At 66.1% G+C, this 22,917-nt stretch carries 17 protein-coding genes; 8 read left to right on the top strand and 9 right to left on the bottom strand.

What is annotated here, in order from left to right:
* Window positions 1-206 precede the first annotated feature (206 nt).
* Complete coding sequence (locus tag AC4AMJ_RS06600) at window positions 207-803, bottom strand: Rv1476 family membrane protein (RefSeq protein WP_489917570.1); 597 nt, start codon at window positions 801-803, stop codon at window positions 207-209.
* 395 nt (window positions 804-1,198) lie between these two features.
* Between AC4AMJ_RS06600 and acnA the strand changes: the two genes are divergently transcribed.
* The 4 genes from acnA (at window position 1,199) to AC4AMJ_RS06580 (ending at window position 8,007) form a co-directional block, all read left to right on the top strand.
* Window positions 1,199-4,015, top strand: a complete 2,817-nt coding sequence (gene acnA, locus AC4AMJ_RS06595; RefSeq protein WP_489917569.1) for an aconitate hydratase AcnA — start codon at window positions 1,199-1,201, stop codon at window positions 4,013-4,015.
* 38 nt (window positions 4,016-4,053) lie between these two features.
* Window positions 4,054-4,623, top strand: a complete 570-nt coding sequence (locus AC4AMJ_RS06590) for a TetR/AcrR family transcriptional regulator (RefSeq protein WP_489895132.1) — start codon at window positions 4,054-4,056, stop codon at window positions 4,621-4,623.
* Between the two features lie 101 nt (window positions 4,624-4,724).
* Window positions 4,725-6,329, top strand: a complete 1,605-nt coding sequence (locus tag AC4AMJ_RS06585; protein ID WP_489918384.1) for a GMC oxidoreductase — start codon at window positions 4,725-4,727, stop codon at window positions 6,327-6,329.
* Window positions 6,330-6,453: 124 nt separating this feature from the next.
* The gene (locus tag AC4AMJ_RS06580; protein WP_489895130.1) at window positions 6,454-8,007 is read left to right on the top strand and encodes an acyl-CoA synthetase; all 1,554 of its coding nucleotides are present in this window, start codon (window positions 6,454-6,456) and stop codon (window positions 8,005-8,007) included.
* Window positions 8,008-8,365: 358 nt separating this feature from the next.
* Here AC4AMJ_RS06580 and AC4AMJ_RS06575 read toward each other — a convergent pair whose 3' ends face one another.
* Together AC4AMJ_RS06575 and AC4AMJ_RS06570 are read right to left on the bottom strand one after the other, a co-directional pair.
* A complete protein-coding gene (locus tag AC4AMJ_RS06575; RefSeq protein ID WP_489917568.1) occupies window positions 8,366-9,961 on the bottom strand; it encodes an IS1182 family transposase in 1,596 nt (531 codons plus the stop codon).
* Between the two features lie 684 nt (window positions 9,962-10,645).
* Entirely contained in the window at window positions 10,646-12,274 is a 1,629-nt protein-coding gene (locus AC4AMJ_RS06570; RefSeq protein ID WP_489917567.1) for an ABC-F family ATP-binding cassette domain-containing protein, read from the bottom strand.
* Window positions 12,275-12,360: 86 nt separating this feature from the next.
* Here AC4AMJ_RS06570 and AC4AMJ_RS06565 point away from each other — a divergent pair, with 86 nt between their 5' ends.
* Together AC4AMJ_RS06565 and AC4AMJ_RS06560 are read left to right on the top strand one after the other, a co-directional pair.
* Window positions 12,361-13,146: an SDR family oxidoreductase gene (locus AC4AMJ_RS06565; RefSeq protein ID WP_489895126.1), complete on the top strand. Its 786-nt coding sequence runs from the start codon at window positions 12,361-12,363 to the stop codon at window positions 13,144-13,146.
* Between the two features lie 2 nt (window positions 13,147-13,148).
* Window positions 13,149-14,258: an FAD-dependent oxidoreductase gene (locus tag AC4AMJ_RS06560; RefSeq protein WP_489917566.1), complete on the top strand. Its 1,110-nt coding sequence runs from the start codon at window positions 13,149-13,151 to the stop codon at window positions 14,256-14,258.
* 31 nt (window positions 14,259-14,289) lie between these two features.
* Here AC4AMJ_RS06560 and AC4AMJ_RS06555 read toward each other — a convergent pair whose 3' ends face one another.
* Together AC4AMJ_RS06555 and AC4AMJ_RS06550 are read right to left on the bottom strand one after the other, a co-directional pair.
* Window positions 14,290-14,457, bottom strand: coding sequence for a hypothetical protein (locus tag AC4AMJ_RS06555; RefSeq protein WP_489895122.1), 168 nt, complete (start codon window positions 14,455-14,457; stop codon window positions 14,290-14,292).
* A gap of 213 nt (window positions 14,458-14,670) precedes the next feature.
* Window positions 14,671-15,039 (bottom strand): DnaJ family domain-containing protein, encoded by a 369-nt coding sequence (locus AC4AMJ_RS06550; RefSeq protein ID WP_489900871.1) that lies wholly within the window; start codon window positions 15,037-15,039, stop codon window positions 14,671-14,673.
* Between the two features lie 310 nt (window positions 15,040-15,349).
* On the opposite strand from AC4AMJ_RS06550, the gene AC4AMJ_RS06545 reads away from it, so the two are divergent.
* Complete coding sequence (locus AC4AMJ_RS06545) at window positions 15,350-15,985, top strand: eCIS core domain-containing protein (RefSeq protein WP_489917565.1); 636 nt, start codon at window positions 15,350-15,352, stop codon at window positions 15,983-15,985.
* Between the two features lies 1 nt (window position 15,986).
* Window positions 15,987-19,817, top strand: a complete 3,831-nt coding sequence (locus tag AC4AMJ_RS06540) for a phage tail family protein (RefSeq protein ID WP_489917564.1) — start codon at window positions 15,987-15,989, stop codon at window positions 19,815-19,817.
* An 83-nt stretch (window positions 19,818-19,900) separates the two neighbouring features.
* On the opposite strand, the gene AC4AMJ_RS06535 is transcribed toward AC4AMJ_RS06540, so the two are convergent.
* From AC4AMJ_RS06535 to sufC, 4 genes are read right to left on the bottom strand one after another with little or no spacing between them, the layout of a single operon-like run.
* Window positions 19,901-20,278, bottom strand: a complete 378-nt coding sequence (locus tag AC4AMJ_RS06535; RefSeq protein WP_489895112.1) for a metal-sulfur cluster assembly factor — start codon at window positions 20,276-20,278, stop codon at window positions 19,901-19,903.
* On the bottom strand, window positions 20,275-20,763 hold the full coding sequence (gene sufU / locus AC4AMJ_RS06530) for a Fe-S cluster assembly sulfur transfer protein SufU (protein WP_489895110.1): 489 nt from the start codon (window positions 20,761-20,763) through the stop codon (window positions 20,275-20,277). Before sufU ends, AC4AMJ_RS06535 begins: the two co-directional genes overlap by 4 nt.
* Window positions 20,763-22,043 carry a cysteine desulfurase gene (locus AC4AMJ_RS06525; protein ID WP_489917563.1) on the bottom strand — a complete coding sequence of 427 codons (1,281 nt, stop codon included), beginning with the start codon at window positions 22,041-22,043 and terminating at the stop codon, window positions 20,763-20,765. Before AC4AMJ_RS06525 ends, sufU begins: the two co-directional genes overlap by 1 nt.
* A gap of 22 nt (window positions 22,044-22,065) precedes the next feature.
* The gene (gene sufC / locus AC4AMJ_RS06520; protein WP_489895106.1) at window positions 22,066-22,839 is read right to left on the bottom strand and encodes a Fe-S cluster assembly ATPase SufC; all 774 of its coding nucleotides are present in this window, start codon (window positions 22,837-22,839) and stop codon (window positions 22,066-22,068) included.
* Window positions 22,840-22,917 lie beyond the last annotated feature (78 nt).

The raw sequence follows: 22,917 nt of genomic DNA, 5'->3' as shown, positions 1-22,917 counted from the left end.
ACCGACCACCAAGATCTCGAATTAGCAACGAAACGCTGGCGGCGAGCGTGGCACGGGCTGCTCATGCGGCGACGAGGTGTATCAGCGCCCGTCAGGCCCCTGAGAGAGGCCGATCGCGCACGATCGGCGAATGGCGAGAATTCACCGCGCGGGGATGCGTGAGGGCTACCGCGGCGACCGCGCGGCACCTGGGGCGACGGCCCCGACTACGGCAGATCGCGGGAGAGGTCCGTCGTCCCGGCGGCGTGCGGTGTTGCCAGGTCACCGCCACCTTCGGCGAGGTCCGTGCGCGTGCGACGCCGGGAGCGCACGCGCGCGATCGCGGCGCCGACGACGACCACCACGATGAGGACCAGAGTGATGGCCGTCCAGTTCAACGACGGTCCGCTCATCTGGTCCCACATCTGCCGCGCCGCGAGGGGCGGGTTCGTGAGCGTGAGGTGGTCGGTGGCCTCCTCCTGCTGCACCCGACTGAAATACGGCGACGAGGAACCCACCGAGTTCGGACCGAGAACGATCACCGTGCCGCCTACATCCGATTGCAGTTCGGTCGCGATATCGCGGTAGTACTCGAACTTGAGGGCCCGTGGCATCACCACAAAGCTCACGTCGTAGCCGTCGGCCTTGGCGTCGGCCACGACGGCTTGCAGACCGGCGACCTGGTCGGCCGGCGCCGACACGCCATCTTGCTGGAGGTCGTGCAGGATCGCCGGCATGTCCACGTCCGCGGGGATGACGGACGGCGCCGTCGCCCCCATGGCGGGCAGAGCCAGCACCTGCTGTGGCGTCGCACCGGGACTCATGTGGTCATCCTCGCATCCATCCGCATATCCTTCCGGTACGGGACCCGATCGTGTCGGGACGTCACCGGCGAGGTTTCGCGAGCATTAAATTCGCACGGACGGCAACGGCTCGCCAAACCTCCTGCAGCACCGTACGACAGAATGGACACGTCCGGAGAATCCCGGTCCGGATGGCGCACGGAGTTCGACACGCCGAGTGTAAGCGTCGCTTGTTAACAGTACGGCCGTACTGTTAACATTGCCGGTGTCGTTCCCGGTCCGCGTACAGCTCCCGCGCTGATCGACACCCGGACGGTGACATGACCGCAGCGAGAGCACGCTGCACGAAGCCGACGCAGCCCGTCGGAGAAGCAGGCCGGCGCAGCCCGCCGGCACTTGAGGAGAGTGGACAAGACGTGAGTATCGATTCCTTTGGCGCCCGCGGAAGCCTCGAAGTGGGCGACAACTCGTACGAGATCTATCGCCTGAACGCCGTCGAGGGCACCGACAAACTCCCGTACGCGCTGAAGGTTCTGGCCGAGAACCTGCTCCGCACCGAAGACGGCGCGAACATCACAAAAGAGCACATCGAGGCCATCGCCAACTGGGATCCGAGTGCCGACCCGAGCATCGAGATCCAGTTCACGCCGGCCCGTGTGATCATGCAGGACTTCACCGGCGTGCCCTGCATCGTGGACCTCACCACCATGCGCGACGCGGTCAAGGAGCTCGGCGGCGATCCCGACAAAGTCAACCCGCTGGCGCCGGCCGAGATGGTCATCGACCACTCGGTGATCATCGAGGCCTTCGGCAACGCCCAGGCCTTCGAGCGCAACGTGGAGATCGAGTATCAGCGCAACGAGGAGCGCTACAAGTTCCTCCGCTGGGGCCAGGGCGCCTTCGACGATTTCCGGGTCGTCCCGCCGGGCACCGGCATCGTGCACCAGGTCAACATCGAGCACCTGGCCCGGTCGGTCATGGTCCGCGACGGTGTGGCCTACCCGGACACCTGCATCGGCACCGACTCGCACACCACGATGGAGAACGGCCTGGGTGTGCTGGGCTGGGGCGTCGGCGGTATCGAGGCCGAGGCCGCGATGCTGGGTCAACCGGTCTCGATGCTCATCCCGCGTGTAGTCGGCTTCAAGCTGACCGGCGCCACGAAGCCGGGCGTCACCGCCACCGACGTGGTCCTGACCATCACCGAGATGCTGCGCAAGCACGGTGTGGTCGGCAAGTTCGTCGAGTTCTACGGCAACGGTGTCGCCGAGGTCCCGCTCGCCAACCGCGCCACCATCGGCAACATGAGTCCCGAGTTCGGCTCCACCTGCGCGATGTTCCCCATCGACGAGGAGACGGTCAATTACCTGAAGCTGACCGGTCGCTCCCAGGAAACCCTGGACCTCGTCGAGGCCTACGCCAAGGAACAGGGCATGTGGCTGGAGAAGGACGCCACTGAGGCGAAGTACTCCGAGTACATGGAGCTCGACCTGTCCACGGTCGTACCGTCGATCGCCGGACCGAAGCGGCCGCAGGACCGCATCGAACTCTGGGATGCGAAGAACGCCTTCCGCAAGGACATCCACAACTACGTCGAAGAGGGCAACACCCCGGAACACAACGGTGTCGACGAGGCGAACGAGGAGAGCTTCCCGGCCTCCGACGCGCCCTCGGTCTCGGCCACTGCGGCCACGTTGTCCTTCGCCGATGACGAGCCCGCCCACAACGCCGCCTCGGGCGCCGAGGGTCGGCCGTCCAAGCCGGTCAAGGTCTCCTCGGCCGAGCGCGGCGACATGATCCTCGACCACGGCATCGTCACCATCGCGTCGATCACCAGCTGCACCAACACCTCAAACCCGTCGGTCATGCTCGGCGCCGGCCTACTCGCCAAGAAGGCCGTCGAGAAGGGCCTGACCGCCAAGCCGTGGGTCAAGACCTCGATGGCTCCGGGTTCGCAGGTCGTCACCGGCTACTACGACAAGGCGGGCCTCTGGCCGTATCTGGAGAAGCTCGGGTTCTTCCTGGTCGGCTACGGCTGCACCACCTGCATCGGCAACTCGGGCCCGCTGCCCGAGGAGATCAGCAAGGCGATCAACGACAACGATCTGACCGCCACCGCGGTGCTCTCGGGTAACCGTAACTTCGAGGGTCGTATCAACCCCGACGTGAAGATGAACTACCTCGCGTCGCCGCCGCTGGTCATCGCCTACGCGCTCGCCGGCACGATGGACTTCGACTTCGAATCCGATCCGCTCGGCAAGGACTCCGACGGCAACGATGTGTTCCTCAAGGACATCTGGCCGACCAACGAGGAGATCCAGACCACGATCTCGGAGTCGATCTCGGCCGAACAGTATGCGTCCGACTACGCGGATGTGTTCAAGGGCGACGAGCGCTGGCGGAACCTGCCGACCCCCTCGGGCAAGACGTTCGAGTGGGATGACGAGTCCACCTATGTCCGCAAGCCTCCGTACTTCGAGGGCATGCAGGCGGACCCGGCCCCGGTGTCCGACATCAAGGGCGCACGCGTGCTGGCGAAGCTGGGCGATTCGGTCACCACCGACCACATCTCCCCCGCCTCGACCATCAAGCCGGGCACCCCGGCCGCGCAGTATCTCGATGCGAATGGGGTGGCGCGCAAGGACTACAACTCGCTGGGCGCCCGCCGCGGCAACCACGAGGTGATGATCCGGTCGACCTTCGGCAACATCCGTCTGCAGAACCAGCTGCTCGACGGTGTGACCGGCGGCTACACCCGGGACTTCACCCAGGACGGCGCCCCGCAGTCGTTCATCTACGACGCGGCGCAGAACTACGCGGCGCAGGGCACCCCGCTGGTCGTTCTGGGCGGCAAGGAGTACGGCACCGGGTCCTCGCGCGACTGGGCGGCCAAGGGCACCAGCCTGCTGGGCGTCAAGGCGGTCATCACCGAGAGCTTCGAGCGCATCCACCGCTCGAACCTGATCGGTATGGGCGTCATCCCGCTGCAGTTCCCCGAGGGCGAGTCGCACAAGTCGCTGGGCCTCGACGGCACCGAGACGTACGACATCAGCGGCATCGAGGAGCTCAACGCCGGTACGACCCCGCAGACGGTGCACGTCACCGCGACCAAGGAGGACGGCTCGACGATCGAGTTCGACGCCAAGGTGCGGATCGACACGCCCGGCGAGGCCGACTACTACCGCAATGGAGGAATCCTGCAGTTCGTGCTGCGCAACATGATCAAGAGCTGATCAACGTCAGTCCTTGAACAAGACAGGGAGCACGAGAAGTGCCCAAGGTCAGTGATGACCGGCTGGCCGCGCGCCGTCGAGAGATTCTCGACGGCGCGCGGCACTGCTTCGCCGAATACGGCTACGACGGCGCGACCGTCAAACGTATCGAGGAGTCGACCGGACTTTCCCGAGGTGCGATCTTCCACCACTTCCGCGACAAGGAAGCCTTGTTCCTCGCCCTCGCGCGCGAAGACGCGGAGCGGATGGCCGATGTCGCCGCCGAGCAGGGTCTGGTCCAGGTCATGCGCGACATGCTCGCGCGGCCCCAGGATTTCGACTGGCTCGGCACCCGGCTGGAGATCGCCCGCAAACTGCGCACCGACGTCTCGTTCCGCGCCGCGTGGCTGTCCCACTCCGCTGATGTCGAGGCGGCCACCCTCCGGCGGCTCGAACGCGGCCGTCAGGCCGGCCGGCTCCGCGACGACGTCCCCACCGAGGTGCTCGTGAAGTACCTCGACCTGGTGCTCGACGGGCTGATCACCCGATTGGCATCCGGCCAGCCGACCGACGATCTGCATGCGGTGCTCGACCTGGTCGAGGCGTCGGTTCGGTCGAAGGGGCGGTGAGGACCTTCCGGCGGCCATGCACCGGCGGAACACCCAGCGCGGTTCTCTGCTTTCGCACCTGAGGATCAGCTCGTGGGCCTAGGGTTGCAGCTGTGGACGGTGTGCCGAACGCACCCACACCGATATCCCGCCGAGCGCTGATCAGAGGCGCCGCCGGCATCGGTGCGTTCGGTGCGCTCGCAGCGGTGTCGGCGCGCTCGACGGCCGCCCCGGTCGAGACCGCCATCGTCATAGGTAGCGGCTTCGGGGGCGCCGTCGCCGCCCTCCGCCTCGGACAGGCGGGGATCCGCACAACTGTCTTCGAACGTGGGCGGCGTTGGCCCATCCGCCCCGACGGCAACACGTTTGCCACATTCCTGACTCCGGACAAACGCGCGGCCTGGTTCGGAAGCGGAGCCGGAGCCAGCGCTGCCACGGCGGTGCCGGTCGAGCCGTACCCCGGAGTTCTCGACCATGTGATCGGCAACGGTCTGGAGTCCGTGCATGGCGCCGGCGTCGGTGGCGGATCGCTGGTGTTCGGTTCGTTCACGCCGCAACCGCGCCGGCAGGACTTCGAACGCAACTTCCCCCGAGCCGCCGACTACCCCGAACTCGCCCGTGTCTATTACCCGCGCGCCAAGAAGATGCTCGGCGTCTCACCGTTGCCCGACGACATCCTCGCGCACCCCAACTATGTCCGGGCCCGCTCGTGGCTGACCACGATCGCCCGCTACGGCGCCACCCCGCACTTCTTCGACTTCGCGATCGATTGGGATCTGGTCCGGGCCGAGCTGCGCGGACAACGGCGTGCCGGCGTCTCCATCGGAGATCTGCAGTACGGGGTGAACAGCGGTGCCAAGAAGTCGGTCGACCACACCTACATCCCCGCCGCGGAACGCACCGGCAACGTCACGGTCAAGCCGATGCACGAGGTCTACGACATCCGGCTGCGTTCTCGCCGAGCGGGGTTCGTCGTTTCCGCGCGCGTGCTCGACGACGCGGGCCGCACGATTCGCATCGTCACCGCCGAGGCCGATCACCTGTTCATGGCCGCTGGTTCGTTCCACACGACTGCACTTCTCGTCCGGGCCCGGGCGCTCGGCGTCCTCCCCCACCTGTCGCCGCAGATCGGCAACGGCTTCGGCAGCAACGGCGATTTCCTGACGATCCGGGTGAACCCGTCGGATGACTTCGGCGCCGTCCAGGGCGGTCCGGGGTACGCACGAATCTACGAGGACGATCTGCCGGGCGGGCCGGTCTCCATGGTCTATCAGGCAACCCCACTGCCGTCCCCGGTCGGTAAGGCACTGACCACCCACCTGATCCAGGCGCACACCGATGAGCGCGGCACGATCGACTACGACCACGCGACACGCGCGGCCCACCTGAACTATCCGTTCCCAGAGGGCTCCAGCATGCTCGACCGGCGCAGCACGGCGCTCGTGACCCGCTTCTACGAACGGACCGAACGACGATTCGGCCGTCCCGCCAACGGCGTCCCGTTGTCTGCGAGAGCCGTTGGATTCGGCTCGGCCAGCACCTATCACGGGCTCGGCGGTGTCGTCATGGGCCAGGCTGCGTCGATGAACGGTGCCGTCCTCGGCTACGACAATCTCTACGTCGTCGACGGGTCGTTCGTGCCGGGTGCGGTCGGTCTGGTGAACCCCTCGTTGACGATCACCGCGCTCGCCGAACGCACCATGGACAGGTTCCTCGCCGGGCGGTGAGCAATTTCGCCAAGGCGTGCACGAAAAGGCGTAAACGTGTGTGTAGTGTGATTCCCAACACCCGATCGATCGCTCGGTAATGATCGTCGACGGTGTTGCCGTCCCTTCGTCAGAGGAGTATCACTTGTTCCCCGGAGTCTTCGCCGCATCCACCCCGGACAAGCCTGCTGTCATCCGCGCCTCCACCGGCGAGCAACTGACCTATCGGCAGCTCGACGACAACTCGAGGCGCCTCGCCAACCATCTGGAGTCGTTGGGGCTCCGGCCCGGCGACACGATCGCGATGATCTCGCAGAACGACCTGCACATGTTCGAGGTCTACTGGGCCGCCTTGCGCAGTGGCCTGTATGTCACCGCGATCAATCACCACCTGACCGCGGCCGAGACCAACTACATCCTGGGCGACTGCAATGCCAAGGTCGTCTTCGCCGGCGCGACAGTTGCCGAGGCGGTCTCGCACACCGACGAGATCGCTGAACTCAACCAGCCCGGACGGCGCTTGGCCTGGGCCGGAGAGATCGCGGGTTTCGACTCGTACGAGGCCGTCCTCGCGGCCGCCTCGACGGACCAGCGCACCGATCAGCCGCGCGGCACCGACATGCTGTACTCGTCAGGCACGACCGGTCGACCCAAGGGCATCCAGACGCCACTGCCTCAGGGCCAGGTCGACGAGATCCCAGACTCCTACACCGCGATCTTCGCGCCGATGTACGGTTTCGATGCCGACACCGTCTACCTGTCCCCCGCACCGCTGTATCACGCTGCGCCCCTTCGCTATTGCGGTGTGACGAATTCCGTCGGCGGAACGGTGGTGTTCCTCGATCGATTCGATCCGGAAGTCGCCCTGGCCACGATCGACAAGTATCGCGCGACCCACAGCCAGTGGGTCCCGACCATGTTCATCCGGATGCTCAAGTTGCCGGAAGAGGTGCGTGGCAAGTACGACGTCGGCAGTATGAAGGTCGCTGTGCACGCGGCCGCACCATGCCCGGTCGAGGTCAAGCAGGCGATGATCAAGTGGTGGGGCCCGGTCATCCACGAGTACTACGCGTCCACCGAGGCGGCCGGGGCGACCTTCATCGGCCCGCAGGAGGCACTCGATCATCCCGGCTCGGTGGGCAAGCCCCTGTTGGGCGTGTTGCACGTCTGCGACGAGGACGGCACGGAGCTGCCCACCGGTGAGGTCGGTCAGGTGTACTTCGAGCGTGATGAACCTGCATTCCACTATCACAACGACCCCGAGAAGACCCGGAAAGCGCAGCATCCGAAGCACGAGAACTGGTCGACCACAGGCGATGTCGGCTATGTCGACGACGAAGGTTACCTCTACCTGACCGACCGTAAGGCGTTCATGATCATCTCCGGCGGCGTGAATATCTACCCACAGGAGGCGGAGAACGTCCTGATCAACCATCCGGCCGTGTACGACGTCGCCGTGATCGGTGTGCCGCACGATGACCTAGGAGAAGTGGTGAAGGCCTGCGTGCAACTCGACGCGGCGTTCGCCCCGTCGCCGGAACTCGCCGACGAACTGATCGAGTTCACGAAGGAGTCGCTCGCGGCCTACAAGGCTCCCCGCTCCGTGGACTTCGTCGACGATCTACCCCGCACGCCCACCGGAAAACTCGTGAAAGGCGAACTGCGCAAACGCTATTGGCCGGAGACAGCGAAGTCATGAAAGCCCCGCGCTGAATTACCCTTCGTGACGCTCGCACGCTCGCTCCTCAGGGACCGGGATGACCCTCGCACGCTCGCTCCTCGGGGACCGGGATGCTGCTCCCACGCTCGCCTCCTTCGGGCAGCCGCTCCGGCACCGGGACGACGCTCCCACGCTCACTTGCTTCGGACGGCCGCTCCGCCGCCCGGACGACGCCCCCACGCTCACTTCCCAGCGGCGGCAATGACTTCCCCCGATCCCTGAGGAGTTCCGGAGCGCTAGGAGGCTGCTGAAGAAGTGGTCTGTGTGCGGCTGGCCGTCGGTAATGCTGGGTCTGTTGATCACGGGCGAGTGTTGCTCGGGCGCCTGTCCCGCGGGGTCAGGCGGTGGTCAGGGTCCATGTGTTGTTGGTGGTGCTCAGTCCCAGGGTGATCAGGCGGCGCAGGTTGATCGCGGCGACGCGGTGGTGCAGCCAGTTGTTGTTCGCGGTGACTCCTCGGTACGGGGTGCGGCGGCTACCGCGGGTCAGCCAAGCGATCGAGCGTTCCACCATGGGCCGATGCTGTCGATACGATTGCTGAATCATGTTGTTGGTGAACTGTTTTCGATGGTCACGGTGGAGCCGATGGTGTTCACCGAGGTGGACGGAGCGGCCCTTGGCCGAGGTGGTGCACCGGGCCCGGAGCGCACACCCCGTGCAGGCCTGCCTGAAGGCGGCGCGATGGCTGGCGGTGACCGGCCGGGTCACACCGGCGGGGCAGGTCAGCGTGTTCGTGGCGGGGTCGTAGGAGAAGTCATCGATGACGAACCCGCCCGGGATTGCCGGGCGATACGGCCACGGTTTGAGCGCCACCTCCCAGGTCGTTTCGGCCAAGCTCGCCAACATCGCTCCGGTGGCATACGCCGAATCACCGAGGACCTGCCCGCCCTGGGCCGGCGCGGTGGGATCGGTCGGTAACAACCGCGCCCCGACCGCCGCATCGGAATTGGCCGGGCCGCAGGCCTTGGTCAATTCCGTCGCCGTGATCAGCCCGGTGTCGGGTTCGACCACCACATGAGCTTTGAACCCGTCCTGGCGGCGTGACTGGGTCTTATGGGCGTGGCGGGCCTCAGGGTCGACCGTGGAGATCATCCGATCGGTGACGGTGCGCTCGGCGATGCGCCAGCGACCGTCGGTGCCATCGGAGCCCTCGGCCGGTTCCACGTCTTGGCCGGCGACCAACGCCAACAACGCCACCGCCTGCTTGTCGGCCTCGCTGCCGGCAGTCTCGATCCTCTCGCGATCAAGGCCGTCGAGCACTGCCAACGCGTCGCTGACCAACGCGCTGACCAGCTGATCTCGTGCCTGTTCGTCATCCCAGGCGATCCGCGGCTTACCCGGCTGGTCATAACCGGCGCCAGTCACCGCCGCCAGCCGGGTCGCACGCTGTGCCACGACCGCGGCAGCGCCATCGACCTCGCGGGCCACCCGCCGCATCGCCGCGATCAGCTGGGTGACGGTGTCCTGGCGGGCCACCGCATCATCGAGGACCGTCGAGTCCAGGGCCCGACGATTCTTGCCGGTGAGCACCCCGGTTGCGGTGATGACCTCCCGCACCACCTCGAAAATGCGGTGTGGACGTTCACTGTTGGCCAGCCGCCGCCGCCAGTAGGTCAACGTGGACGGATGAAAACCTTTATCACCCAACACGAACCCACACGCAGCTTTCCACCGCAGATCGAAAGTGACCGCATCAGCGGCCTCCCGATCAGAGAGTCCCTGCAAGGTTTGCAGCACGATCACCGAAGCCATCGTTGCCGGCGGGATCGACGGACGACCCCTCCCACTCGGGAACAGATCCGCGAACATCTCCGCGGGAAACAACTGCTCACGATGGGCGGCCAGAAAGGCGAACACGCTGCCTTCGGCCAGCAAATGACCCACCACTGAGTTCACATCCAGAAACTCACCCTGGCGATCCGACTCACCCTGCATAACCTCAGGATCCCAGCACGGCGGCCAAAACCAGCGCATTCCCGCGCCGGAATCCACCCCCGATTATTCAGCAGTCTCCTAGCGGAGGAACGTCACGAAGGGCCGCCCTTCGTGACGCATCGCTCGTTCCTCGCGAGGCTCCTCAGGGACCGGGATAACGCCTCCACGCACGCCTCCTTCTGGGCAGCAGCTCCGGGACCGTTATGCCGCACGCACGCTCGTCTCCTTCGGGCAGCCGCTCCGACACCGGGACGACGCTCCCACGCTCACTTGCTTCGGGCAGCCGCTCCGACACCCGGGATAACGCTCCCACGCACGCCTCCCTCGGACAGCCGCTCCGCCGCCCGGACGACGCCCCCACGCTCACTTGCTTCGGGCAGCCGCTCCGACACCCGGACGACGCCCCCACGCACGCCCCCCAGCGACGGCAATGACTTCCCCCGATCCCTGAGGAGTTCCGGAGCGCTAGCGGAGGAACGTCACGAAGGGCCGCCCTTCGTGACGCATCGCTCGTTCCTCGCGAGGCTCCTCAGGGACCGGGATAACGCCTCCACGCACGCCTCCTTCGGGCAGCCGCTCCGACACCCGCGATAACGCCTCCACGCTCGTCTCCCTCGGGCAGCAGCTCCGGGACCGTTGGGCCGCTCGCAAGCTCGCACCTCACGGCGCCAGGTGACGCAGGCCTCAGGCCAGCTCGATGAGCTCTTGATACTCGTCGGACCAGTGGTCCTCGGTGCCATCGGGTAGCAGGATCACCCGTTGCGGATCCAGTGCAGCAGCCGCGCCGGGGTCGTGCGTCACCAGCACCACGGCGCCGGTGTAGCTGCGCAGGGCGTCGAGCACCTGCTCTCGTGAGATCGGGTCGAGGTTGTTGGTCGGCTCGTCGAGCAGCAGGACATTCGCCGCCGACGACACCAGGCCCGCCAGGGTCAGGCGCGTCTTCTCGCCACCAGACAACGTGCCTGCCGGCTGATCAAGCTGTGCGCCGCTGAACATGAACGCGCCCAGCAACCCTCGCAGATCCTGTTCGCCCGCGTCGGGCGCGGCGTGGCGGATGTTCTCCCACACGGTCGCCATCTCGTCGAGGGTGTCGTGCTCCTGGGCGAAGTAGCCGATCTTCAGACCGTAGCCGGGGTCGAGTGCGCCGAGATCAGGTTTCTCCACGCCCGCAAGGAGTTTGAGCAGTGTGGTCTTACCCGCACCGTTGAGCCCGAGCACAACCACCCGGCTGCCCTTGTCGATGGCGAGGTCGACACCGGTGAAGATCTCCAGCGAGCCGTAAGTCTTCGTGAGTCCGCTCGCCATCAGCGGCGTCTTGCCGCACGATGCGGGCTCCGGGAATCGGATGCGTGCAGTGCGGTCGGCGACGCGTTCCTCGTCGAGCGCATCCAGCATTCGATCGGCGCGTTTGAGCATGTTCTGGGCTGCCGTGGCCTTGGTCGCCTTGGCTCCCAGCTTGGCTGCTTGCGCACGCAGCGCGCCGGCCTTCTTCTCTGCGTTCGCGCGTTCGCGTTTGCGCCGCTGCTCGTCGGTGGCCCGCGCGTCGAGGTAACGCTTCCAGCCCATGTTGTAGACATCGGCCTCGCCACGGACGGCGTCGAGGAACCACACACGGTTGACCACGTCGGCGAGGAGGTCCACATCGTGACTGATGACCACCAGTCCACCCTCGTGGTTCTGCAGGAATCCCCGCAGCCAGGTGATTGAGTCGGCGTCGAGGTGGTTGGTCGGCTCGTCGAGCAGCAACGTGGTGTCGGACTTGCCGGAGCCGTCCGATGCCGCGAAAAGGATTCGGGCGAGCTCGATCCGTCGGCGCTGTCCGCCGGAGAGCGTGCGCAGCGGTTGGCCGAGGACGCGGTCGGGCAGGCCGAGGCTGTTGCAGATCCGGGCGGCCTCGGATTCGGCCATGTAACCACCGAGAGCCGAGAACCGCTCCTCGAGCTGGCCGTACTTCCGCACGGCCTTGTCCCGGATGCGATCGTCGGCGGCCTCGGCCATCAGCGCCTGCTGCTTCTCCATCTGGCGCAGGATCGAGTCGAGACCGCGCGCCGAGAGCACGCGATCCTTCGCCAAGACGTCGAGATCGCCTTCCTTGGGATCCTGGGGCAGGTAGCCAAGGTCACCGCTACGGAGGACCGTGCCCGCGTACGGCTCGGTCTCACCCGCGAGAATGCGCAACGTGGTGGTCTTTCCCGCACCGTTGCGACCGACCAGACCGATCCGATCCCCTGGCTGGATGCGCAACGCATCGCCGGGCGCCGACAACAGGGTCCGAGCGCCCGCTCGGACTTCCAGGTCGGTCGCGGTGATCACGACCAGCCAGTCTACCCGCGTCCCGCCACCTGATTTTCCACCCGAGCGCCCACCTGCCACATGGGCCGCCCGCTAGCGTGTGGACCGTGAGCGAAAACACAGCTGAACAGAAGTCGTCCGATCTCACCGGCAAGTCTGCGTTGGTGACCGGCGCCAGCCGCGGAATCGGCCTCGCCATCGCCACCGAACTGGCACGACGCGGCGCAGCGGTGGTGATCACCGGACGCAAACCCGATCCACTGGAGGAGGCCGCAGGCGAGATCCGGGCCCTGATCCCGGGCGCGACGGTGACAGCGTGCCCCGGCAACACCGGTGACGAAACTCACCGGGCGGAAGCGGTGGCCGCAGCCGCTGCACAGGGCGGCATACAGATCCTGGTCAACAACACCGGCATCAATCCGATCTTCGGGCCGTTGATGGATGCCGACCTGGGTGCCTTCCGCAAGATCTTCGACACCAACGTCGTCGCGGCACTGGGCTTCATCCAGGAGGCCTATCGCGCCGGTATGCGTGACAGCGGCGGCGCGGTGGTGAACATCTCCTCCGCGGCGGGCATCCGCTCGACAGGGGTGATCGCCGCCTACGGCGCGTCGAAGGCAGCGCTGATCCGCCTGACCTCGGAACTCGCGTGGGAGCTGGGACCGAACAACATCAGGGTCAACGCAATCGCCCCGGCCATCGTCAAGACGCGATTCGCCAAGGACCTGATCGCCGGTGACAACGAGGCCCGGGCATTGCAGGGCTATCCGCTCGGCCGGTTCGGCACCCCCGAGGACATCGCCCGGGCGGCGGCGTTCCTGGCCTCCGACGACGCCGCATGGATCACCGGCGAGACACTCGCGGTGGACGGCGGAATGCTCTCCACGGCGTAGTCATGGCCGACACACCGGCAGAGGTCGCCGTCGTCGGCGCCGGTCCCGCCGGTCGCGCGCTCGCCCACCGGCTCGCCGGCCGCGGGCTCGACGTTGTCGTCGTCGACCCACGGCCGGAAGCTCCATGGCAATCCACCTACGCCTGCTGGACCGACGAGCTGCCGACCTGGATTCCACCGGAGTGTACTGCTGCACAGCCTGTTTCGATCCGAATGTGCGCACCTGACCCGGTCGACCTGCCACGCGGGTACACGGTGCTCGACAACTCTGCACTGAAACGCGCCCTGCGCCTGGACGGAGTCCGGATCGTCGACGAACGTGCCGCCGCCCTGACCCAACATCAGGTCATCACCGCGTCCGGGCACAGGGTGACCGCATCGGTGGTGATCGATGCCCGCGGACTACGCGACGGCGGGCCGCGTCAGACGGCGTGGGGCGTCGTCGTGCCCCGGGTCCAGGCGGCGCCCGTGCTCGATGGCGCCGAAGCGATCCTGATGGATTGGCGCCCGGCGGGCCCGGATGACGCCTCGGAGCCGGCGTCGTTTCTGTACGTGGTTCCGCTCGACGACGACCGAGTGTTGCTGGAGGAGACGTGTCTGGCGGCTGATCCGGCGCTGCCGGTGAGTCGGCTGCGGAGTCGTCTCGAGACACGACTCGGTCACCTCGCCGTGACACCATCGGCGACGGAGTCCGTTTCGTTCGGGCTCCGATCGCGCGGTCTGCCGTGGAAGTCCCGGCCGGTGTCGTTCGGGGCCCGGGGCGGGCTGATGCATCCGGCGACCGGTTACAGCGTCGCGACCTCGCTTGGTACTGCGGACATGGTCGTCGATGCCGTTGCGGCCGGACAGGATCCCCTCGGCGCCCTGTGGCCGACCTCGGCGCGCGGGGTGCATCGACTCCGACTCACCGGCCTCCGTGCGGTCCTGGCCCTCGATGCCGACGCGACGCGACGCTTCTTCGGCGCCTTCGCTCGGTTGCCGCTACACAGCCAACGGGCCTATCTGTCCGGGCGCGACGACCTGGAGGGAACGGTCGCTGCGATGGCGCGGTTGTTCGCCGCCGCGGACGGACGGACGAAGATCGCCCTCGCACGCTCGTTCGCCGCACGGTGACGCCGCACCGGAGCTGCCGGACCGGCGTGACTCAGTGCCGTTGCGAACCGATGACCGGCGTGAAGGCTTCGGCCTCGTCCTCGATGCTGTCCCGGCTGGTGGCGGGATACGATTCGGAGTCGTCACCTTCGACGTCGATGGACTGTTCGATCAGATCGGCATCGTCGGCCGACGGGATGATGGGGTTGTCGACGGTCATCGCGCACCTCTTTCGAAACTCGCGTTGGTCCGTACTCCCAGCCTAACAATCAAGTCGGCGCCGGGAGCGCAGCGAGCGGGCTGGAATTCTGCCTCGCGCCGGGAGCGCAGCGAGCGGGCCAGAATTCTGCCTCGCGCCGGGAGCGCAGCGAGCGGGCCGGAATTCTGCCGAGCGCAGCGAGCGGGCCGAATCCACCCGGCACACGCGAGCACCTCAACCTCGGGTGGAACGTAGCACCCGCCAACGGCGGACGAGGTCGTCAACGTCGACGGTATGGGCGGTGATGAGCGTCGGGAGCCCCGCGCGCGAACCGAGATGGGCTTCGCGGACCCTCCGGTTGAAGTCGGTGAGGATCTCCCGCACGGCGTGCTCGTCGGCGATGCCGGCCAGCGATTCCGGAAAGCTCTGAGCCTCCTTCCGCAGCTGCAGCGGCATCGGGAGCAAGGCTGACGAGTCCAGGTTCTCGTCACGGATCTTCCGCTTGACCCACCAGTCGGGATCGTCGGCATCGGAGAGGTCCAGCGGCTTACCCATCCCGGACAGATTGTCGAACTCGCCCCGCTCGGTCGCCTCCCGGATCATTTTCTCCACACGTGACTCGTAGCGCGGCGGCTGCCATCGCCGGACGCGCCGGAACCGTCCGTCTCGTGCCGACTGGTTGTCCGAAGAGCGTCCGTCCACCGGGTGTTCGCTCGGCGGATCGTTGGGTGAGCGGTCCACATCACGGTTCTACACCGGGTCTGGCCCAACGGCACGAGGCACGGCCGATACCAGCCCGAGCATCCGGCCTGTTCGGGCAGCGTTTGCGACCTGAACAGGCACCCTTACGCACCTTCCCTCCACTGCGCGTCGGGCGGATCGTGGATGCCATATCCGAGGGAGGCGAGGACCGATGCGAACCCACGACAGCGATCGACAACCGGCAGTCGGCCAAGGGGCCAAGGAACTCAAGCAGGCGGATACCCACACTTCCGTTGCGATGCAAGCCGCCCTCGCGGGGCGACTCGACGTCGCAGGCGCGGCCGGGCTCCTGGGGCTGCAACGGTCGGCCGGTAATGCGGAAACCACCGCTGTCATCGGTGCGCACCGGTCGCCCGTCCACGACGTGGTGAGCTCTGGCGGCGCGCCGTTACCCGGTGAACTCCGCGCCGACATGGAAGGCCGCTTCGGCCAGGACTTCGGCGACGTGCGAGTTCACGACGATGCGGCGGCCCACGAGTCCGCAACCTCGGTGCACGCGCAGGCGTACACCGTCGGCTCCAGCATTGTCTTCCAGAGCGGGAAGTACGATCCCGGCTCGGCCGCGGGCAAGCACATGATCGCGCACGAGCTGACGCATGTCGTCCAGCAGCGCAACGGCCCGGTCGACGGTACCGATGCGGGTGGCGGGATCAAGATCAGCGACCCGTCGGACCGATTCGAACGTGAAGCTGTCGCCAATGCCGACCGGATGATGGCCGCACCGGCCGCTGCTCAGACCTTCGTGCAACGACAGAGCGATGACGCCGAGGAAGAGTCGGACCGGTGACATGACGGAGCCCGCCCGGACCGCGCGGACGGTGACCGATGCACTGGCGGACGGGCGCCGCCAGGTCGCTTCCGCCCGCCTGCCGGCAGGTGCGGCCGGGCTGACGGCGCTTCAGCGCGCCGCAGGGAATTCCGCCGTGGACGCGTTGCTGCTCGGCAAGTTCAGAGCGCCCGGCAAAACCGAGATCGATGCTGCGCTACGAGAGATCAGAAAAGACGACCCCGGGATCGAGACGGTGGAGAAGGGTCTCAGGGCGGCGAAGGACGCCGGTGTCCCGGTCGAATTGGAAGGACCGAAACCACCCGCATCGGCCCTGGCAGTCACGATGACCGGGTTCGGGCCCGACGCGGTCGCCCCGAAAAAGGCCGTGCCACCGAAGAAGCCGGTACCGTCCAAGAATCCGCTCGGCCTGGCCGCGGCGAAACCCGCGAGACGAGCAGGACCTGGCGGCACGGGAAAGCCGGCGACGGCGGCCCCCGCGGGACCCGTGGCCGGACAGAACGCGAGACCTCTCGGCGCCGGTCAACTGTTGCGACCCCCGGTGCCTCCGCAGCGCGTGTCACCCCACCAGGACCCGGCATTCGCGGCGGTGACCGGAAACGTGCGCGCCGTCGCAGCCGGGAAGCGCGCCCATCCGTCGGCCGCGTCGAAGGCCAAAGAGGCCCAGGACGCCGCGGTGGCCCCGACCGACGACCTCACCGGACAGGCCAGGGCGGCCAAGGTCGACGCCATGGATGCCCAGCAGGCAGGCACTTTCGACAAGAAGGCATTCATCGCCGCAGTCAAGACAGCGATCGAGGCGAAGTCACCGAAGACGTTGAGCGAGGCCGACAAATACGCGGAATCCGGCAAGGCCGGAGAAGTCAAAGGTGAGATCAAGGGTCTGGTGACGCAGGGCAAGGACGGGCAGGCGAAAGACATCAAGGCCGCCACCGCCGCACCTCCGGACACCTCGGCGGCGGTGCCGAAACCCGTCACCCCGATGGGAACCGAACCGCAGGGTCGGGCGCCCGCGATCCCGGCCGCGGGCGCTGTACCCAAGCCGGCGCCGGCCGAGCAACTCAACCTCGCAGCCGGCAAGCACCAGGCTGACCAGGAGATGGCCGATGCCGAGGTGGACGAGCATCAACTCGCCGAATCCAATGAGCCCGAATTCCACCAGGCACTGGCCGACAAGAAGCAGGCCGCCGCCCACGCCGACACCGCTCCGGCCGATTATCGCAACCATGAGGCCGATGTCATCGCCGGATCCCGATCGGAGGCGGCGGCCGAGACGAAGGCCGGCGTCGCCGGGATGCAGGGCACCAAGGCCGCCGCGCTGGGCAGGCTCATCGCCGATAAGGGCAAGACGAAGTCGAAAGACGAGGCCAAACGCGCCGAGGTCACCGCACGCGTACAGGCCATCTTCACGGCGACGGAAACAGATGTGAAGGCGCTACTCGACGGCATCGACCCCAAGGTGGAGAAGGCTTTCGAGGAGGGCGAGGCCGAGGCACGTACCACGTTCGAGACCTACGTCGCGGCCAAGATGTCGGCGTACAAGAAGGATCGCTACAGCGGCTGGCTCGGCGGATTGCGTTGGGCGAAGGACAAATTGGTCGGTATGCCGGACAAGGTGAACCGATTCTACGAATCCGGCCGTGAGCTCTACCTCAAGCACATGGATACCGTGATCTCCCGCGTCGCAGACATCGTCGGCAACGACCTGGCCGCGGCCAAGAAGCGGATCGCGATGGGCAAGAACCAGATCGCCGCGTACGTGAAGAGCCTCCCGGTCAACCTGCGCAAGGTGGGAGCGGAGGCATCCAAGGAGATCAACGACAGATTCGAGCAACTCGAAGACGATGTCAACGCCAAGCAGGATGCTGTTGTCGACACACTGGCGACGAAGTACGTCGAAGCCCGCAAGGGGCTCGATGAACGCATCGAGGAACTGCAGGCCGAGAACAAGGGACTGGTGGACAAGGCGATCGGCGCCATCAAGGCCGTGATCAACACCATCCGCAAGCTCGCCTCGATGCTGATGGACACTCTCGCCCGGGTGGCGCATGTGGTCGGCGACATCATCAAGCATCCCATTCGATTCCTGGGCAACCTGATCGACGGCGTCAAGGGCGGGATCCTGCGCTTCAAGGACAACATCCTCGACCATCTCCGCAAGGGACTGATGAGCTGGCTGTTCGGCGCGCTCGCCGAAGGCGGTGTGGAACTGCCCGACACATTCGATCTGGCCGGCATCGTCAAACTGCTCGCATCCCTGTTCGGGCTGACGTGGCGAAACATCCGCAACCGGCTGGTCAAGCAGATCGGCGAGCCGGCGATGGCCGCGGTCGAGAAGGGTGTCGACATCTTCCGGACCATCGCCACCACCGGCGTGGGCGGGCTGTGGCAGATGTTGGTGGACAAGCTCGGCGACATCAAGGAGATGATCCTCGATCAGGTCAAGGACTTCGTGGTCACGCGAGTCATCACTGCGGGCATCACCTGGCTGATCGGTCTGCTCAACCCTGCTGCGGCATTCATCAAGGCCTGCAAGCTGATCTACGACATCATCATGTTCTTCGTCAACAACGCCGAGCGGATCCTGGCCTTCGTCAACACGGTGATCGACTCCGCCGTGGACATCGTGCGTGGCAACATCAGCAGCGTCGTCGCCAAGATCGAGGATGGACTCGGTCAGATGGTGCCCCTCCTGATCGGGTTCCTGGCCAACGTGATCGGTCTCGGCGGGATCGGTCAGAAGATCCGCGCGATCATCGACCGGCTCCGCAAGCCGGTGACGAAGGCACTCGACGTCGTTATCACGACCGGCCTGAAGCTGGCCGCTCCGATCATCCGCGGGCTGAAGGGAATCGGTGGTAAGGCCAAGGAGAAGGTCGCCGCCGGTAAGGCATGGGTGAAGGGGAAGGTGACGGCCGGGAAGGAGTGGGTGAAGGGGAAGATCTCGGCCGGAAAGGACGATGAGGAGGCGGCGCCGGGCCGGCTGACTCCGACCGCCGTGAAAGCGAAGGCGCGCGACATGCTCGGAGGGCGTACGTTCGCCAACGCAGCGCAGGCGCGGACCGCACTCGGCATCGTGTGGGACCAGCTGCACCCGCTTGGCCTCAAAGGCCTGCGTCTCGATCCCGGCACCAAGACTCGTCCTCCCGCGGTGTTTGCCAGTGCGAGTGCAGCAGAACGTATCAATCTGTCCCAGAATCCAGCCGAGATACTGCAGATCGCACTGCGGATGCGCATGTTCACCGGAACGACCAGCGCCTTCATCACGTACGGCGGCAACGTCCGCTTCGGCCCCGCGCTGGGATACACAAACCGTGGAGGGCATGCCGAGATCCACATCGAGCGCAACGCACCTCGACTACTCAACTGCATCGAACGAGACCGAGCTGCGGGACGGTTCGCTCAGGGTTCACGCGTGCCTATCGTGATCGATATGAATCGGCTCCCGTGTGATGGATGCGTGGGCCGACTGAAGAATGCATTCGATGAGGCCGTCCGTGCGGGGCGGGTGTCGGTCACGATAAACGCCGCATCTGTGTGGCAATCGACCACGGGCGCAATCGAACTGACAAGCGATGCCTCATTGCGCCGACTAATGGACCAAGGGATACAGGTTCAGCCCCTCCACATCTGGCCGTTGATCGAACGCAGACTTCGCCAGCTGGGACAACGCGAAGTGCAGGTCGGGAATCGCGTGTACGCGATCGATGAATGGCTGAACCTGAACGCCGGCACAAATGGCGTCGGCGCCTATGACGTCGAGGAGAAGCTCGCTCACCTCAACAGTGGAGCTGCAGCGCTTCCAACGGTCACGCTCGGCTCGGGTGCCTGAGCCTCGAGTGCACCGCGTCCACAAAAACAAGACCGTGAGAAACATGCGTGTTCCAGACGGTCCTGCTGAGTGCGCTTGTGCGCCTACACCGTGAAGCCGAGCGCCCGCAACTGCTCGCGCCCGTCGTCGGTTATCTTGTCCGGACCCCATGGCGGAATCCAGACCCAATTGATCTCCATGTCGGTGCACAGGCCACTGTTCACCAGCGCTCCGCGCGACTGGTCCTCGATAACGTCGGTCAGCGGGCAGGCCGCCGACGTCAGCGTCATGTCGATCTTCGCGACCGCGTCGTCGGTGATCTCGATGCCGTAGACCAGACCGAGGTCGACGACGTTGATGCCGAGCTCCGGGTCGACGACGTCGCGCATCGCCTCTTCGACGTCCTCGAGCTGCGGCAGCGAGGTGGTCGGGGCCTCCGCCGGGGCGGTCGGGGCCTCCGGGGTGGTGGTTTCGTCACTCATGCTGACTCCGCTTCCTGGGCTTCCTGAGTATCTGAAGAATTGCCATTGTGCACCGTCTGTGCCAACGCATCCTTGAATGCCATCCATCCCAGCAGGGCGCACTTCACCCGAGCGGGATACTTGCTCACTCCGGCGAACGCGATACCGTCGCCGATCGCGTCCTCGTCGCCGGCGTCGGCGCCGCGGGACGTCATCATGGCGTTGAAGGCATCAACCGTGGACAGTGCCTCGTCGACCGGCAGTCCGACAACCTGATCGTGCAGTACCGAGGTGGATGCCTGCGAGATCGAGCATCCCTGCCCGTCGTAGGAGATGTCCTCGACCCTCGCGCCGTCGGTCGACAAGGCGACACGCAGGGTCACCTCGTCGCCACAGGTCGGATTCACGTGATGCACCTCGGTGCCGAACGGTTCGCGCAGGCCACGCCCGTGCGGATGTTTGTAATGGTCCAGGATCACTTCCTGGTACATCTGCTCCATCCGCATCAGCGACTCCCGAAGAAGTCTTGCGCCCGGACGATCGCACCCGCGAGCACGTCGATCTCGGACAGGGTGTTATACGCGGCGAACGAGGCTCGCGCAGTTGCGGCCACGCCGAACCGGCGGTGCAACGGCCATGCGCAGTGGTGACCCACGCGAATGGCGACACCTTCGTCGTCGAGGATCTGGCCGAGATCGTGGGCGTGAATTCCGTCCATGAGGAACGACACCGCGCCGCCACGCCGATCGGCTGTCGCCGGCCCGACGACCCGGAGACCGTCGATCGCACCGAGACGCTCGAGCGCATACTCGGTCAGCTGATGCTCGTGGGCGGCGATCGCGTCCATACCGATCGCGTTCAGATAATCGACTGCGGCGCCGAGCCCGACCACCTGCGAGGTCATGGGTACCCCGGCCTCGAATCGCTGAGGCGGCGGCGCGTAGGTGGAGGCCTCCATGGTCACCGTCTCGATCATCGATCCGCCGGTGATGAACGGCGGGAGCGCATCGAGCAGCTCCGCCTTGCCGTAGAGCACCCCGACGCCGGACGGTCCGAACATCTTGTGGCCGGAGAACGCCGCGAAATCGACGTCGAGTGCCGGGAAGTCCACCGGCATGTGCGGCACGGACTGGCATGCGTCGAGCACGACAAGCGCTCCGACCGCACGGGCCCGCGAGACCAGTTCGGGAACGTCGGCAACCGCACCGGTGACATTGGACTGATGGGTGAACGACAGGACCTTGACGGTGTCGTCGAGATCCAGCGAATTCAGATCGATCCGGCCGTCTGCGGTGACGCCGTACCACTTCAGCGTGGCGCCGGTGCGGCGGCACAGCTCCTGCCACGGAACCAGATTTGCGTGGTGCTCGAGTTCGGTGATGACGACGGTGTCGCCCGGGCCGAGTGGTTTGCCGCCCAACACCGGTCCGGACCTGTCGTCACCCAGCGTGTGGGTGACCAGGTTCAACGCCTCCGTGGCGTTCTTGGTGAACGCGATGGTCGCGGCCGTTGCGCCGACAAACCGCGCGATCGTCTCGCGCGCCCCCTCGTACGCGTCGGTAGCTTCCTCGGCGAGCTGGTGTGCTCCACGATGAACCGCCGCGTTGTGCGTGGTCAGGAACGCGCGCTCGGCGTCGAGTACCTGCACGGGACGCTGCGACGTCGCGCCGGAATCCAGATACACCAGCGGCTTGTCATCGCGCACGGTCCGCGACAGGATCGGGAAGTCGGCGCGCAGAAGGTCCACGTCGAGCGGTTTCGACACCACGTCGGGTGAGAGCGTCATTGTGACACCTCCTTCGCTGAGATCAGCCCGCAGCCGCAGCCGAGGTGAAGCGGACGTAGCCGTTCTCCTCGAGTTCGTCGGCGAGTTCGGGGCCCCCGGACTCCACGACCTGTCCGTTGACGAACACGTGGACGAAGTCCGGCTGGATGTAGCGCAGGATGCGGGTGTAGTGCGTGATCAGCAGGATGCCGCCGTGCTCCTGCGCCTTGTAGCGGTTGACGCCTTCGCTCACCACGCGCAGCGCGTCGACGTCGAGGCCTGAGTCGGTCTCGTCGAGGATCGCGATCTTCGGCTTGAGCAGGTCGAGCTGGAGAATCTCGTGGCGCTTCTTCTCGCCACCGGAGAATCCTTCGTTGACGCTGCGCTCGCCGAAGGACGGATCGATCTCGAGGGCGCTCATCGCCTCCTTGGTCTCCTTGACCCAATGGCGCAGCTTCGGAGCCTCACCCCGCACCGCGGTGGCCGCAGTGCGCAGGAAGTTCGACATCGACACACCGGGCACCTCGACGGGGTACTGCATCGCCAGGAAGAGCCCGGCGCGGGCACGCTCGTCGACGGACATGTCCAGCACGTTCTCGCCGTCGAGCGTGATCGAACCCTGCGTCACCTGGTATTTGGGGTGCCCGGCGATCGCATACGACAACGTCGACTTGCCGGAGCCGTTCGGGCCCATGATCGCGTGGGTCTGATCCGACGACACCGTCAGGTCGACCCCCTTGAGGATGTGGATGGGTTCGGCGTCGGCGTCGCTCGGAGCGACATCGACGTGCAGGTCACGGATTTCCAGTGTGGTCATTCTCTAGGTTTCTTTCTTGGGCTGTGTGATCTCGATACGTCCTCGGCTAGCGCCTCGGACTACTCGATCAGCGGGTGT

The organism is Gordonia sp. LMA484 (assembly GCF_058129505.1).
The sequence above is the reverse complement of the archived record's forward strand: the minus strand, read 5'-3'. Positions and strand labels throughout refer to the sequence as shown.

Bases quoted from the DNA above. Each gene is read 5' to 3' on its own strand.
- AC4AMJ_RS06555 (WP_489895122.1), bottom strand. From the start codon at position 14,457: ATGACCGTCGACAACCCCATCATCCCGTCGGCCGACGATGCCGATCTG.
- AC4AMJ_RS06545 (WP_489917565.1), top strand. From the start codon at position 15,350: ATGCGAACCCACGACAGCGATCGACAACCGGCAGTCGGCCAAGGGGCC.
- AC4AMJ_RS06600 (WP_489917570.1), bottom strand. From the start codon at position 803: ATGAGTCCCGGTGCGACGCCACAGCAGGTGCTGGCTCTGCCCGCCATG.
- AC4AMJ_RS06560 (WP_489917566.1), top strand. From the start codon at position 13,149: ATGGCCGACACACCGGCAGAGGTCGCCGTCGTCGGCGCCGGTCCCGCC.
- sufC (WP_489895106.1), bottom strand. From the start codon at position 22,839: ATGACCACACTGGAAATCCGTGACCTGCACGTCGATGTCGCTCCGAGC.
- AC4AMJ_RS06535 (WP_489895112.1), bottom strand. From the start codon at position 20,278: ATGAGTGACGAAACCACCACCCCGGAGGCCCCGACCGCCCCGGCGGAG.
- AC4AMJ_RS06525 (WP_489917563.1), bottom strand. From the start codon at position 22,043: ATGACGCTCTCACCCGACGTGGTGTCGAAACCGCTCGACGTGGACCTT.
- AC4AMJ_RS06575 (WP_489917568.1), bottom strand. From the start codon at position 9,961: ATGCAGGGTGAGTCGGATCGCCAGGGTGAGTTTCTGGATGTGAACTCA.
- AC4AMJ_RS06550 (WP_489900871.1), bottom strand. From the start codon at position 15,039: ATGATCCGGGAGGCGACCGAGCGGGGCGAGTTCGACAATCTGTCCGGG.
- sufU (WP_489895110.1), bottom strand. From the start codon at position 20,763: ATGCGGATGGAGCAGATGTACCAGGAAGTGATCCTGGACCATTACAAA.
- AC4AMJ_RS06540 (WP_489917564.1), top strand. From the start codon at position 15,987: ATGACGGAGCCCGCCCGGACCGCGCGGACGGTGACCGATGCACTGGCG.